We start from the raw sequence: 12983 nt of genomic DNA on the forward strand, positions 1-12983 counted from the left end.
GGTGCAGGAGAACACAGGCGCAGGCTATCCAGGGGATGCCGGCGTGACCGATGACTTTGATCTCGCGGGCGTACCGGACGCATTCCAGCGCCTGTGGACTCCCCACCGGATGGCCTATATCAAGGGCGGCCAACACCAGTTCAAGAACGAAAACGACTGTCCCTTCTGCGTGGGCCCCGGCCGGACCGATGAGGAAGCCCTCATCGTCCACCGGGGGAAGACCTGCTACGTGGTCCTCAATCTGTTTCCCTACAACCCGGGCCACCTCCTGGTGTGCCCTTACCGGCACGTCCCGGACTACACGGACCTCACCATCGAGGAAACCGCGGAGTTTGCCGAGATCAGCCAGACAGCGATGAAGGTCCTGCGCAAGGTTTCCAACCCGGGCGGCTTCAACCTGGGCATGAACCAGGGTGTAGTGGGCGGCGCCGGGATCGCAGCCCACCTGCACCAGCACATCGTTCCGCGGTGGGGCGGCGACGGGAACTTCTTCCCGATCATCGCCCAGACCAAGGCAATAACGCAGACCCTGGACGAGGTCCGCCAGTTGGTTGCCGAGGCCTGGCCCGGGGAGACGGATGCTGAATAGGCACGCGCGCGGGTTTTTCACCGCGCTCTTCACTCCGCTTGCCCGCTGGCTCCTGAAAATTGGCGTTTCGCCCGACGCGGTGACGGTCATCGGCACCGCCGGCGTTGTGGTGGGAGCCTTGGTTTTCTACCCCCTCGGGCAGCTCTGGTGGGGCACGTTGTTCATTACGGCGTTCATCTTCTCCGACGTGCTGGACGGCATCATGGCCCGGATGCGCGATACCGGCGGAGGATGGGGAAACTTCCTGGACTCCACGTTGGACAGGATCGCCGACGGAGCACTGTTTGCCGGCCTGGCCGTCTGGTTTTTCACCGGGGGAGCGGACTACGCGATCGCCGTCACAGCGATGCTCTGCCTGGTCCTGGGCATGGTGGTTTCCTATGCGCGGGCCAAGGCCGAATCGCTCGGCTTCACGGCGAACGTGGGCATCGCCGAGCGCGCCGAACGGCTGGTTTCGGTGCTGGTGGTCACCGGATTCACCGGCCTGGGCCTGCCACCGGTGGTTCTCCTGGTGACGCTCGGGCTGCTGGCCCTTGCCAGCTTGGTCACGGTGATCCAGCGGATTAGGGGTGTCCATCGCCAGGCGCTGTCAGCGGCCGCGGCTGCTGATTAAGCGTGATTAAGTCCACCGCGCGCGGTGGGACTAGTATTGTGACTGCCCGGTCAATGGATCCGGCAACCCGGTGCGTGTACTGCTCGGCTTGGTGCCGCCCTCACGCCCGGCGAAGATCGTCTCTCTACCCATAGGGGTTTTTGTGTCTACACCTGATGTAAGCAGCGAAGCCGGTTCGTCCGCGAACAGCGTCACGGGCAGCAACCGCGTCAAGCGCGGCATGGCTGAGATGCTCAAGGGCGGCGTCATCATGGACGTCGTCAACGTCGAACAGGCCCGCATCGCCGAAGATGCCGGTGCCGTGGCCGTGATGGCGCTGGAACGCGTTCCCGCTGACATTCGTGCCCAGGGCGGCGTGTCCCGCATGTCCGATCCGGACATGATCGACAAAATCATCGAAGCTGTTTCCGTGCCCGTCATGGCCAAGGCCCGGATCGGCCACTTCGTCGAGGCGCAGGTCCTGCAGTCTTTGGGCGTGGACTACATCGACGAGTCCGAGGTCCTGACCCCGGCCGACTACGTCCACCACATCGACAAGTGGAACTTCAAGGTTCCCTTCGTCTGTGGCGCCACCAACCTCGGTGAGGCGCTGCGCCGCATCAACGAGGGCGCGGCCATGATCCGGTCCAAGGGCGAGGCCGGCACCGGCGATGTTTCCAACGCCACCGGCCACATGCGCCAGATCCGGGCCGAGATCGCCAAGCTCGCCGCCCTGCCCGAGGACGAGCTCTACGTCGCGGCCAAGGAACTGCAGGCCCCGTACGAACTGGTCAAGGAAGTTGCCGCCGCCGGCAAGCTCCCCGTAGTGCTGTTCACCGCGGGCGGCATCGCCACCCCGGCCGACGCTGCCATGATGATGCAGCTGGGCGCCGACGGCGTGTTCGTCGGCTCCGGCATCTTCAAGTCCGGCAACCCGGCCCAGCGTGCAGCTGCCGTCGTCAAGGCCACCACGTTCTTCGATGACCCGGACGTCATCGCCAAGGCCTCCCGCGGCCTGGGCGAAGCCATGGTGGGCATCAACGTGGACGAAATCCCGCAGCCCCACCGTCTCTCAGAGCGCGGCTGGTAACAGCGCCGCGCGCCGGCAGTCAGGCAGCAGCAGCACCAGAAGTCCGACGTCGGGTGGTCACCTCAGCAGGGATGGCCACCCGCCGTCGTTGTTTAATGCCGGCATCCCTGGACCGGCGAACCTAGAATCACGTCTATGGGGACAAGTCGGGGCCTTGGTGCCCGCTGCGCTGCTGCGGTGTCCGGAGGTGTCCTGGCCGCCGTGGCGGCCGGCTGCGGCGTGATCGCGGAACACAACGCGCCGTCGCGCGGGTGCGGTGTCCGGCGTCGGCTCCGGCACGGATCAGGAAAGCCCGACGGCGGTGCCCACGCCGACTCCCACCCCGGGTGCCGGTCCGGAGTGTCCCACGCTTCTGTGCACGTCAGTGCTGCTGACCGGCGACATGCTGATCCACACCCAGCTCTGGCAGCAGGCCCGTGATGACGCCGCCGCGGCAGGCAATCAAGGGCTGGACTTCACCCCGCTCCTCGAGGGCCAGCGCAGGTACATCAAGCTCAGTGATCTCGCAATCTGCCATCAGGAGACGCCCGTGGCGGGTCCGGATGGTCCGTTCGCCGCCTACCCGTCCTTCAACGTCCCGCCGCAGATCTGTCAAAGCCCGGGCCCTTGGCGCTGATATCGTCCTGGCGGCCATGCACGCCGGCGACGAGTACGCCAGTGAAGCGAACGCCCAACAGCAGGAAGTGGCCCACGCCCTCGTGGACAGCGGCCAATTCAGCATGATCTACGGTCATCACACCCACTCGGTGCTGCCGATCGAAAACCACAAGGGCACGTGGATCGTCTACGGGCTGGGCAACGGGGTGACCGAATTGTCGCCCCGGTATGTGGTCAACAACGAGGGCCTGCTGGTGCGGGCGCAGTTCAGCCAGGACGCGGCAGGCAAATGGTCAGCGGCGGACCTCGCCTGGGCTCCGTCGGTTATTGTCCGGGGTCCGTACCGCTGGTGTTCGGTCGCATCGGATGCGCCACAGGGTGTCTGTGCAACACCCGAGGCCGATGCCGAGACCAGGCAGCGGACCGCCGCCGTGGTGGAGTCGAAAGGAGCTGCGGCCGCCGGCGCGCATGAGATGCTGATCACCAAGGAACCCTGAAACACGTCTGCGCCAGGCCGCCCGTGATGATCGGCGCAGAAGGGTCAGCGCGGAACGGTCAGCGCGGAACGGTCAGCGCGGAACCCGGGCGGCGTGTTCGCGGGCCAGCAACGCGTAGTGGTCGTCCGGGGTGCCCGGAACGAAAGTCCCGAACTTCCGTTCGGCGGCCGTGCGAATGAGGAAGTCGGCCATGGCGGGGTTCTTGGGCAATAACGAACCGTGCAGGTAGCTGGCCACCACGTTCTTGAAGCGCGCGCCCTCGTGGCCGTCGCTGGAGTTGTTGCCGGTCCCCTTGGCTACGGTTCCGAGCGGCCGGACGCCGGGGCCCAGGGTGGTCTGCCCGCTGTGGTTCTCATAGCCCAGGACCTCGCCGAACTCCGGGGAGGCCACTTTGACGTTACCGATCAGGCGTTCGTCCGTACCATGGGTTTCCGCGTCCAGGATGCCAATCCCTGGAATGACCGTACCCAAGCGGGTCTTAAAGAAGCGCCCGAACAGTTGATAGAGCCCACAGATCACCAGCATGGGCGCGCCGTCCTCCGCCAGCCCGGTCAGGACGCCGGCCCTTGAGTGCAGGTCATCCTGGATGACCAGCTGGCCGCTGTCCTGTCCGCCGCCGCCGACGATCAGGTCCGCATCGGCGGGAAATTCGTCCCCGACGTTGTACTCAAGCAGCTCCGGCGTGTAGCCATGCCAACTGATCCGCTGCTTCAGGACCAGGGCGTTGCCCCAGTCACCGTAAATGTTCATGTCCCGCGGATACAGCTGCAGGACGCGGATGGTGCCTTTGGACGCCGATTGCTCTGAGCCAGTTGCCCCCGAAATCATGAGACGACCTCCACGTCGGTGATTTTGGACAGTTCTCGGCGGATGGCCAGCATGGCTGTGTACGTGCAGAAGATTCGCTTCGGCCTGCCCTCACCCTCACGGATGAAGGCCGCCAGCGCGGGCGCAATGTCCGTCTGGACTGCACCGATCCCGACGTCGTCATACTGCAGCCGCAGCGCCATGTCGTAAGCCCGGGATCCGGCCAGCTGGTCCACCCCGCCGTCGCGGAGCGAATCGAATTCCACGTCCCAGAGCCAGGACATGTCCCGGCCGTCGGCGTAGTTGTCATTGATGGCGATCATAATGGCGTAGCCGACCGCCGGGAATGACTTCAGCCCCAGCCTGAAGCCGCTGGGATTCTTGACCAGCACCAGGTCGAGGGGCTGGCCTTCCACTGTGAGGCTTTCGCCGCGACCGAAGGCCGGTTTTACCTGGGACAGCGCGGTGAGCAGCGTGGCGTGGTTGGCCGTCGCGGCCCCGCCGCCGCAGATGCTGCGGGCCAGTACCAGCGCCGCCGCGGCATTAAAGATGTTGTAGACGCCGCGGAGCCTCATCGCCGTGGTGACCGTGACGCCGTCGTACTCAAAAACCGCTGTGTCGGGCCCCACCTTGCGGAGTACGACGTCGGCGGGAGGCTTTTCGGGGAGCGTCGCGGGAGCAGTGCTTCCGGGCGCAGCGCGCAGGTCGTCATCGTTGGGAAAGGTGCTGAGGAGCGAATCGTCGAGGCCGAAGTACTGGACGTCCTGGCCGGTGAGGGTGTCCGCGATGCGGGCCACGCGGGGATCCTCCCGGTTGAGCACCACCGTTCCGGTGGTCTTGGCCGCGATGTGCTCCAGGAGCTGGGCCGTCTTGTCGATTTCACCGAAACGGTCCAGCTGGTCCCGCAGGACGTTGAGCAGGAGGCTGTAGCGGGGCGGGACGCGGTTCACAAAATGCACGGCGTGGGCTTCGTCCAGTTCCAGGACGGCGACATCGGCCTTCAGCCGGCCGCGCCAGTCCACCTCGCCGAGCAAGGCGGCCGCCACGCCACGGGTGAAGTTGCTGCCGGTGCGGTTGGTGAACACCTTCAGCCCCTGGCTTTCAAGGAGTTCCACCACCATTTTCGTGGTGGTGGTCTTGCCGTTGGTTCCGCTTACCACAGCCACGCCGTGGGGCAGTGTGGCAAGTGTCCGCTGCATAAAGCCGGGGTCGATTTTTTCGACCACCAAACCGGGCAGGGCGGACCCGCCACCCCTGAGCCGGGACACCCGGCGGACCAGCTTGCCGAGCGGAACACTGATGTAAAGCATGCTCAGTAATATATCCCAGCAACGGCATGGAACCCTGCCCCGCGTTGGCAGACCCGCACGGTTGAGGGTGACTGGCACATTATGCTGAATGGATGACAAACCCCCATTCGGCCGCTTCCGCACGCGTGGGCGCAGGCCTGCGGATCGGCGTCCTGGCGCTCCAGGGCGACTTCCGTGAACACCTGCGCGCCGTGGAAGCATCCGGTGCTGCCGGCGTCGGAATCCGCAGGCCCAAGGAGCTGGACGGCCTGGACGGCCTCATCATTCCGGGTGGCGAATCCACGGCCATCGACAAGCTTGCCCGGGCCTTTGAGCTGGCAAGACCCTTGACGGACCGCATCCGCGACGGACTGCCGGTCTTCGGTTCCTGCGCCGGCATGATCCTCCTGGCCAACGAGATCGCCGATCCGGCCACCGACCTTGCCGGCAACCCGCAGCAGACCTTCGGCGGGCTGGACATTACGGTCCGGCGCAACGCCTTCGGACGGCAGCGCGAATCGTTCGAAACTGACCTTGATTTCAAGAGCCTGGACTTCAGCGCAACGGAATCCGGGGTGGCACCGGTTCACGCGGTGTTCATCCGCGGTCCGTGGGTGGAGCGTGTCGGCGAGGGCGTGGAGGTTCTCGCGCAGGTGGAGCCGGCAGACCCTGACCACGCGTCGCACGCGGCCAGCCTGCCCGGGACGGCTAGAATTGTTGCTGTGCGTTCCGGCCACCTGCTGGCCACCTCCTTCCACCCGGAAGTGACTGGGGAGAAACGCGTACATGAACTTTTTATCCGGATGATCAGAGGAGACGCGTAAAGCATGTCAGGCCACTCCAAATGGGCAACGACCAAGCACAAAAAGGCCATCCTTGATAGCCGCCGTGCCAAATCGTTCGCCAAGCTGATTAAGAACATCGAAGTTGCTGCCCGCATGGGCGGACCGGACCTCCAGGGAAACCCCGGGCTGGAGCTGGCCGTCACCAAGGCCAAGAAGACCTCGGTTCCTGCCGACAACATTGACCGCGCCATCAAGCGCGGCGCCGGCCTGACCGGTGAAGTGGTTGACTACACCGAAATCATGTACGAATGCCGTGGCCCGCAGGGCTCCGCACTGCTGATCGAATGCCTCACCGACAACAAGAACCGGGCGGCCTCCGAAGTCCGCCTGGCCATCTCCCGCAACGCCGGCACCATCGCCGATCCCGGTTCGGTCAGCTACCTCTTCAGCCGCAAGGGCGTGGTGTCCCTGCCAAAGAAGGAACTGACGGAGGACGACGTCCTGATGGCTGTTCTCGAGGCTGGCGCCGATGAAGTCAAGGACAACGGCGACACCTTCGAAATCCATTCGGAACCGACTGACCTCCAGGCCGTCCGTGACGCCCTCAAGGAGGCCGGGATCGAGTACGACACCGACGAGGCCGAGTTCGTTCCCTCGATGGTTGTGCCCCTCGACCTGGAAGCCGCCAAGAAGTTCATGAAGCTTGTTGACGCGCTGGAAGAGCTCGATGACGTCCAGAACGTCTACAGCAACGCCGACCTCAGCGACGAAGTCCAGGCCGCCCTGGAATCTGAGTGAACCTCCGCCTTGCGGCCTAGAGCGGGTGGGGGAGCGTGACGCTGCGCGTACTCGGCGTTGACCCGGGACTTACCCGCTGCGGCATCGGCGTGGTGGATGTCGAACGGAACAGGCGCGCCACTATGGTGGCCGTCGGGGTGGTGGGCACGTCCCCGGCGGAAACCCTGGACCAGCGCCTGCTGGTTATTGCCCTGGCCATTGACGAGTGGCTGGACCGTTACGAACCGCAGGTGCTCGCCGTCGAACGCGTCTTCTCCCAGCTGAACGTCAGCACGGTTATGGGCGTGGCCCAGGCCTCCGGCGTGGTGATCGCCGCGGCTGCCCGCCGCGGAATCCCGGTGGCGCTGCACACGCCGTCGGAAGTGAAAGCTGCCGTGACCGGCAGCGGCACCTCCAATAAGGAAGCGGTGACAAAACTCGTCACCAAGATTCTCCGGCTGGACGCCCCACCGCGACCGGCCGACGCCGCGGATGCGTTGGCCCTGGCCATCACGCATGCGTGGCGGGCGGGCAGCGGGGCCGCCGTGGCCACCACCGGCCCGGGCAGCCTGTCGCTGACCCCGGCCCAGCGGGCGTGGGCCGATGCTGAGGCGAAGGCGCGCCGCGCACGCTGAATGTCCGCGGCACTTGCTAGGGTATTCGTAGATATGTTCGGATAGCCGGTCCAACCCCCACAGAGTCCGGCAGTACACCAGGAGCCCGGCTTTGATCAGTTTCCTTCGCGGAACCGTAGCGCACATTGGTCTTTCCACGGCCGTGATCGACCTCAACGGCGCTGGAATGAGCGTCAATGCCACACCACAGACGCTCAGCAGCCTCCGCGCCGGCGAAGAGGGCAAACTCTTCACCTCACTGATCGTGCGCGAAGACTCGCTGACCCTGTTCGGCTTTGCCTCCGACGACGAGCGGGAAGTCTTCGACGTCCTGCTCAGCGTGAGCGGCGTGGGACCGCGGCTTGCCCTTGCCGTCCTCGCCGTCCACGAGCCTGAGGCCATCCGCGTTGCGGCCCACACCGCCGACAGCAAGACGTTCACCAAGGTGCCCGGCATAGGCCCCAAGGTGGCAGGCCGGATTGTGCTGGAACTCGCCGGCAAGCTGGTACCCCACGGCACCGCCGGTGCTGCCAGCCCGGCCACGCCGGCAGAAGCAGCCTGGAAGCCGCAGGTGGTGGCTGCCATGACCAGCCTTGGCTGGTCTGAAAAGGACGCTGTGGCCAGCATCGACAAGGCCCTCGCGGACAATCCCGAGGTTTCGTTCCGCGGGAATGTGGCCGAAATCCTGCGGACCACGCTCCGCTGGCTCGGCCAGGACGGCGCACGGGCCGGTAACCGTGTAGGCAGCCGTGGCTGAGCCCTCCGTTGTAGCGGGAGGGGAGGAGCCCGAGGAGCGGGTCATTGAAGCGGCGCTCAGGCCCAAGAACCTGGACGACTTCGTGGGCCAGCACAGGGTCCGCAAGCAGCTCTCCCTGGTGCTGCAGGCCTCACGGATGCGCGGCCGCAGCGCGGACCACGTCCTTTTCTCCGGCCCGCCCGGGCTGGGGAAAACCACCTTGGCCATGATCGTCGCCGCCGAAATGAACTCGCCCTTGCGGATCAGCAGCGGTCCGGCCATCCAGCACGCCGGGGACCTCGCCGCAATCCTGTCCTCCCTCTCCGAAGGGGAGGTCCTGTTCCTGGACGAAATCCACCGCATGTCCCGGCCTGCCGAGGAAATGCTTTACATGGCCATGGAAGATTTCCGCGTGGACATTGTGGTGGGAAAGGGCGCCGGCGCCACAGCCATTCCGCTGGAGCTTCCGCCCTTCACCCTGGTGGGAGCCACCACCCGCGCCGGACTTTTGCCCGGCCCGCTGCGGGACAGGTTCGGGTTCACCGGGCACCTGGAGTTCTACAGCGTGGCCGAACTTGAACTGGTCCTCCGCCGTTCCGCCGGCCTGCTGGACCTCAAGGTCAACTCCGCCGGCTTCAGTGAAATTGCCGGCCGTTCGCGCGGCACGCCGCGCATCGCCAACCGCCTCCTCCGGCGGGTCCGGGACTGGGCGCTGGTCCACGGGATCGAACAGATCGACGCACGCGCGGCCTCTGCCGCCCTGGACATGTACGAAGTGGACAAACGGGGCCTGGACCGGCTCGACCGTGCTGTCCTCGAAGCCCTGATCACAAAATTCGGCGGCGGTCCGGTCGGGCTGTCCACCCTGGCGATTGCCGTGGGGGAGGAAACCGAGACCGTAGAAACGGTGGCCGAGCCATTTCTGGTCCGCGAAGGCCTCCTGGGCCGGACGCCGCGGGGCCGCATCGCCATGGCGCCGGCCTGGACCCATCTTGGCTATGCAGTACCGGCCGGCGTGTTCGGGCAGGAGCCCCTGGATCTCTTTGAATCCGACCCGGACAGCAGTGAAGCCGCGGCCGAATGGGCGCCGAACAGCCAATAGGCCCGTCCGTCAGCTTTTCCCTTTAGACTGGGTATGACACCCGGCACGTTCGGGTCTTTGTTTCCGCCGTCGGCTCCGAGGGGCCGTTGCCGGCCAGCACGAATATCTGCATGGCGGAACGAAGCGGACGCTGCCCTACACCAGATACGCCAGTACAGAACGGAAACTTCCCTGTGGATCCCATGAACATCGTCTTGTTCGCAATGCTTGGAATCTTTATCTTTATGATGTTCCGCCGCAACAAGAAGACCAAGGCGCAGCAGGCTACGCTGCAGTCCCAGTTCGCTCCCGGTGTTGAGGTCATGACCAGCTTTGGCCTCTTCGGCCGGATCGTCTCCATGAATGACGCCGAAAACCAGGTAGTCCTGGAGCTCTCTCCGGGCAATCTCGCCACAGTTCACCGCCAGGCAGTCACCAAGGTCGTGGAAGCTCCTGTCGTTGCTGAGGACGAGCCTACGGTTGTCCCCGACGACGCGTCTTCACTGACGGGCCAGGACCTGGGCACTCCGGCTGCAACCGCCGAAACCCCGGACGAGACCCTGAAGCGCCTCAATGACGAGGGTAAAAAGGACAGCTAGCCCCCCGCTGCCTTCGGCATCAGGATTCACAATACCTCTACGGCTGCGGACCGCCGCCGGTGGGAGCATCAGGCTCGCATCGGCGGTTCCTCCGTAAATAAGAGAAAGATCGACAATGGCACGAACTGGCCCTAAAAACGCAGGCCTCCGGGTACTGGTGTGGCTCGGCGTAATCCTTGCCGTGCTGACAGCTGTATTGGCCGGTGGCACCCTTGCCGGCCAGGCCAGCTGGGCACCCAAGCTGGCGCTTGACCTCGAAGGCGGCACCCAGATGATCCTGGCGCCCAAGGTTGAGGGCGGTTCGGACATTAACGAAGAGCAGCTCAACCAGGCGGTGGCAATCATCCGCCAGCGTGTTGACGGCTCCGGCGTTGCCGAAGCCGAGATCAGCACGCAGTCCGGACGCAACGTGGTGGTCAGCCTTCCCGGTACCCCCACGAAGGAAACCCGCGACCTGATCCAGGCTTCCGCGGACATGAACTTCCGCCCGGTTCTGCTGAACGGAGACGGCGCAGCGGTTCCCACGGAAGCGCTGACGCCCGAGGGCCAGCTTCCGAAGCCGACGGCCGAACCGGCCAACGGCAGCGATATCAACTGGATCACCCCCGAGGTGTACCGGCAGTTTGAGACCCTCGACTGCAAAAATCCGGGGCCGGACAAGCCTGCGGCTTCCGATCCCACCAAGCCCTTGGTTACCTGCGAGCCGGCGACTGATACCAGAGCTGCCATCAAGTACATCCTCGGCCCTGTGGAGGTAAAGGGCGGCAACATTGTCACCTCCTCCTTCCAGCTCCAGCGGGGTGCCCAGGGTGCCGTCACCAACGACTGGGCCGTCAACATCCAGTTCGACGGCGAAGGCACGGCCAAGTTCAAAGAGGTCACCGAACGCCTGAACCAGTTCTATGTGGCCGCCGGCGGCCAGACCGGCAACGATCCGAAGGCACAGTTCGCCATTGTGCTCGACGACCAGGTCATTTCCGCGCCACGGTCGCTGGCAATCATCACCGATGGACGTCCGCAGATCACCGGTGGCTTCACCGAGAAGACAGCCAAGGCACTCTCGGACCAGCTCCGCTTTGGCGCGCTGCCCATCAGCTTCGAAATCCAGAGTGACCAGCAGATTTCCGCGACCCTCGGTGGCGAACAGCTGCGCATGGGCCTCCTCGCGGGCATCATCGGGTTGCTCCTCGTGGTGGTTTACTCCCTGTTCCAGTACCGGGCCTTGGGCTTTGTGACCATTGCTTCCCTCGTGGTGGCAGGTGCCCTGACGTACCTGGCGATTGCCATCCTGGGCTGGACCGAAAACTACCGGCTGTCCCTGGCCGGCGTGGCCGGAATGATTGTGGCCATCGGCCAGACAGCTGACTCGTTCATTGTTTACTTCGAACGCATCCGTGATGAACTCCGCGAGGGCCGGGGCCTGGTCTCAGCGGTGGAGAATGGCTGGAAGCGTGCGAAGCGGACCGTACTGGCCTCCAAGGCCGTCAACCTGCTCGCCGCCCTCGTGCTCTACTTCGTGGCCGTCGGCAACGTCCGCGGGTTCGCCTTTACGCTGGGGCTGACAGCCATCGCCGATCTCATCGTGGTCTTTATGTTCACCCACCCGACTCTGCAGCTCCTCGCGCGGACCAAGTTCTTCGGCGAAGGCCACCGGTTCTCCGGCCTTGACCCCAAGCGCCTGGGCGCTGTTCCGCTGTACCGCGGTGCGGGCCGCCTGCGGACGCCGGAAACCAAGCCTGGCGTTGTACGGGCCAAGAACACCGGCGCCGCCGCCGAAGCTGAACGGCGCATGACCATCGCGGAACGCCGCCTCGCGGAAAAGCAGGAGCAACTTACGGGCTCCTCCAAGAGCGCAGCCAAGGAGAACAAGTAATGTCCAGCTTTGCCACTTTCGGTAACGAGCTCTACACGGGCAAGCGGTCCTACAACTTCGTGGGGGCCAAGAAAATATGGTTCCTCATCGCCATTGTGGCGGTTGCGCTGTCCATCCTGATCCCCCTGGTCAAAGGCGGGTTCAACCTCGGGATTGAATTCCGGGGCGGTTCCGAGTTCACCGTCTCCAAAGTGCAGGACACCGACTCTGCCCTCGGTGAAACTGTCGTCCGGGACGTCGTGCCAGGCAGCGTGCCGCGCGTTGCGAATGTCGCCGGTACCACGATGCGGATCCAGACGGACAAGCTGACTGACGACGAGACACTCAAGATCAAGGAAGGCCTCGCCACGGCCTATGGCGTCACTGACAACGAAGTGACCTCAACGTTCATCGGACCCACCTGGGGTGCGGATGTCACCAAGCAGGCGCTGATGGGTTTGCTCGTCTTTGTGGCCTTGGCTGCCGTCCTGATGGCGCTGTACTTCCGGACCTGGAAGATGTCGGTGTCCGCCTTGACCGCAATGCTCGTGACCATGTTCATCACCGCCGGCGTGTATGGCTTAAGCGACTTTGAGGTAACGCCGTCAGCTATCATCGGGTTCCTGACAGTGCTCAGTTATTCGCTGTATGACACCGTGGTGGTCTTCGATAAGATCCGCGAAAATACCGCCGATCTGGATGCTTCCACGCGCCGGACATTCGCAGAGGAAGTCAACCTCGCGGTGAACCAGACCCTGGTCCGTTCCATCAACACCATGGTGGTGGCCATCCTTCCGGTGGGCGCCATCCTGTTCATCGGAGCAGGCCTCCTCGGGGCCGGCACGCTGCGCGACTTGTCCCTTGCCCTGTTCGTCGGCATTTTCATTGGAACGGCGGCCACGATCTTTGTCGCGGCGCCCATGTACGCCTGGCTGCGCCAGAGCGAACCCGACCTGGTGAAGCAGGCGAGACGCGTCGAGCACCGCCGGGCCGAGAACGCTGCCCGGACGGACGTGCCGGCAGCACCCGCAGGGGCCTGACGGCAGACAGCATAACTGGCCGGGTGGCGTAGGAATAT

The 12983-nt window shown here is 64.7% G+C and carries 15 protein-coding genes; 13 read left to right on the top strand and 2 right to left on the bottom strand.

Annotated elements, in window-relative coordinates:
- Position 1: 1 nt before the first annotated feature.
- The 5 genes from ABIB27_RS02670 (at position 2) to ABIB27_RS02690 (ending at position 3365) form a co-directional block, all read left to right on the top strand.
- The gene (locus ABIB27_RS02670) at positions 2-589 is read left to right on the top strand and encodes an HIT family protein (RefSeq protein ID WP_354214315.1); all 588 of its coding nucleotides are present in this window, start codon (positions 2-4) and stop codon (positions 587-589) included.
- Complete coding sequence (pgsA, locus tag ABIB27_RS02675; RefSeq protein WP_354214316.1) at positions 579-1202, top strand: phosphatidylinositol phosphate synthase; 624 nt, start codon at positions 579-581, stop codon at positions 1200-1202. The genes ABIB27_RS02670 and pgsA overlap by 11 nt, the downstream gene beginning before the upstream one ends.
- Before the next feature lie 142 nt (positions 1203-1344).
- Entirely contained in the window at positions 1345-2271 is a 927-nt protein-coding gene (pdxS, locus tag ABIB27_RS02680) for a pyridoxal 5'-phosphate synthase lyase subunit PdxS (RefSeq protein ID WP_354214317.1), read from the top strand.
- Positions 2272-2572: 301 nt separating this feature from the next.
- Entirely contained in the window at positions 2573-2887 is a 315-nt protein-coding gene (locus ABIB27_RS02685; RefSeq protein ID WP_354214318.1) for a CapA family protein, read from the top strand.
- A gap of 16 nt (positions 2888-2903) precedes the next feature.
- A complete protein-coding gene (locus ABIB27_RS02690) occupies positions 2904-3365 on the top strand; it encodes a CapA family protein (RefSeq protein ID WP_354214319.1) in 462 nt (153 codons plus the stop codon).
- Between the two features lie 72 nt (positions 3366-3437).
- Here the strand turns inward: ABIB27_RS02690 and ABIB27_RS02695 are convergent, their stop codons facing one another.
- Together ABIB27_RS02695 and ABIB27_RS02700 are read right to left on the bottom strand one after the other, a co-directional pair.
- Complete coding sequence (locus ABIB27_RS02695; protein WP_354214320.1) at positions 3438-4193, bottom strand: type 1 glutamine amidotransferase; 756 nt, start codon at positions 4191-4193, stop codon at positions 3438-3440.
- Positions 4190-5482, bottom strand: a complete 1293-nt coding sequence (locus tag ABIB27_RS02700) for a Mur ligase family protein (protein WP_354214321.1) — start codon at positions 5480-5482, stop codon at positions 4190-4192. Before ABIB27_RS02700 ends, ABIB27_RS02695 begins: the two co-directional genes overlap by 4 nt.
- Positions 5483-5574: 92 nt before the next feature.
- Between ABIB27_RS02700 and pdxT the strand changes: the two genes are divergently transcribed.
- The 8 genes from pdxT (at position 5575) to secF (ending at position 12945) form a co-directional block, all read left to right on the top strand.
- The gene (gene pdxT / locus ABIB27_RS02705; protein WP_354214322.1) at positions 5575-6285 is read left to right on the top strand and encodes a pyridoxal 5'-phosphate synthase glutaminase subunit PdxT; all 711 of its coding nucleotides are present in this window, start codon (positions 5575-5577) and stop codon (positions 6283-6285) included.
- A 3-nt stretch (positions 6286-6288) separates the two neighbouring features.
- Positions 6289-7044 (top strand): YebC/PmpR family DNA-binding transcriptional regulator, encoded by a 756-nt coding sequence (locus tag ABIB27_RS02710; protein WP_354214323.1) that lies wholly within the window; start codon positions 6289-6291, stop codon positions 7042-7044.
- 35 nt (positions 7045-7079) lie between these two features.
- Positions 7080-7658 (top strand): crossover junction endodeoxyribonuclease RuvC, encoded by a 579-nt coding sequence (gene ruvC / locus ABIB27_RS02715; RefSeq protein WP_354253449.1) that lies wholly within the window; start codon positions 7080-7082, stop codon positions 7656-7658.
- Between the two features lie 91 nt (positions 7659-7749).
- On the top strand, positions 7750-8394 hold the full coding sequence (ruvA, locus tag ABIB27_RS02720) for a Holliday junction branch migration protein RuvA (protein WP_354214325.1): 645 nt from the start codon (positions 7750-7752) through the stop codon (positions 8392-8394).
- Positions 8387-9475 (top strand): Holliday junction branch migration DNA helicase RuvB, encoded by a 1089-nt coding sequence (gene ruvB, locus ABIB27_RS02725; protein WP_354253450.1) that lies wholly within the window; start codon positions 8387-8389, stop codon positions 9473-9475. Before ruvA ends, ruvB begins: the two co-directional genes overlap by 8 nt.
- A gap of 182 nt (positions 9476-9657) precedes the next feature.
- Complete coding sequence (gene yajC / locus ABIB27_RS02730; RefSeq protein WP_354253451.1) at positions 9658-10053, top strand: preprotein translocase subunit YajC; 396 nt, start codon at positions 9658-9660, stop codon at positions 10051-10053.
- 115 nt (positions 10054-10168) lie between these two features.
- Positions 10169-11926, top strand: coding sequence for a protein translocase subunit SecD (gene secD, locus ABIB27_RS02735; protein ID WP_354214328.1), 1758 nt, complete (start codon positions 10169-10171; stop codon positions 11924-11926).
- Positions 11926-12945 (top strand): protein translocase subunit SecF, encoded by a 1020-nt coding sequence (gene secF, locus ABIB27_RS02740; protein ID WP_354253452.1) that lies wholly within the window; start codon positions 11926-11928, stop codon positions 12943-12945. Before secD ends, secF begins: the two co-directional genes overlap by 1 nt.
- Positions 12946-12983: the final 38 nt, after the last annotated feature.

The sequence above is a fragment of the Arthrobacter sp. UYEF21 genome, from assembly GCF_040546085.1.
Lineage (GTDB): Bacteria > Actinomycetota > Actinomycetes > Actinomycetales > Micrococcaceae > Arthrobacter.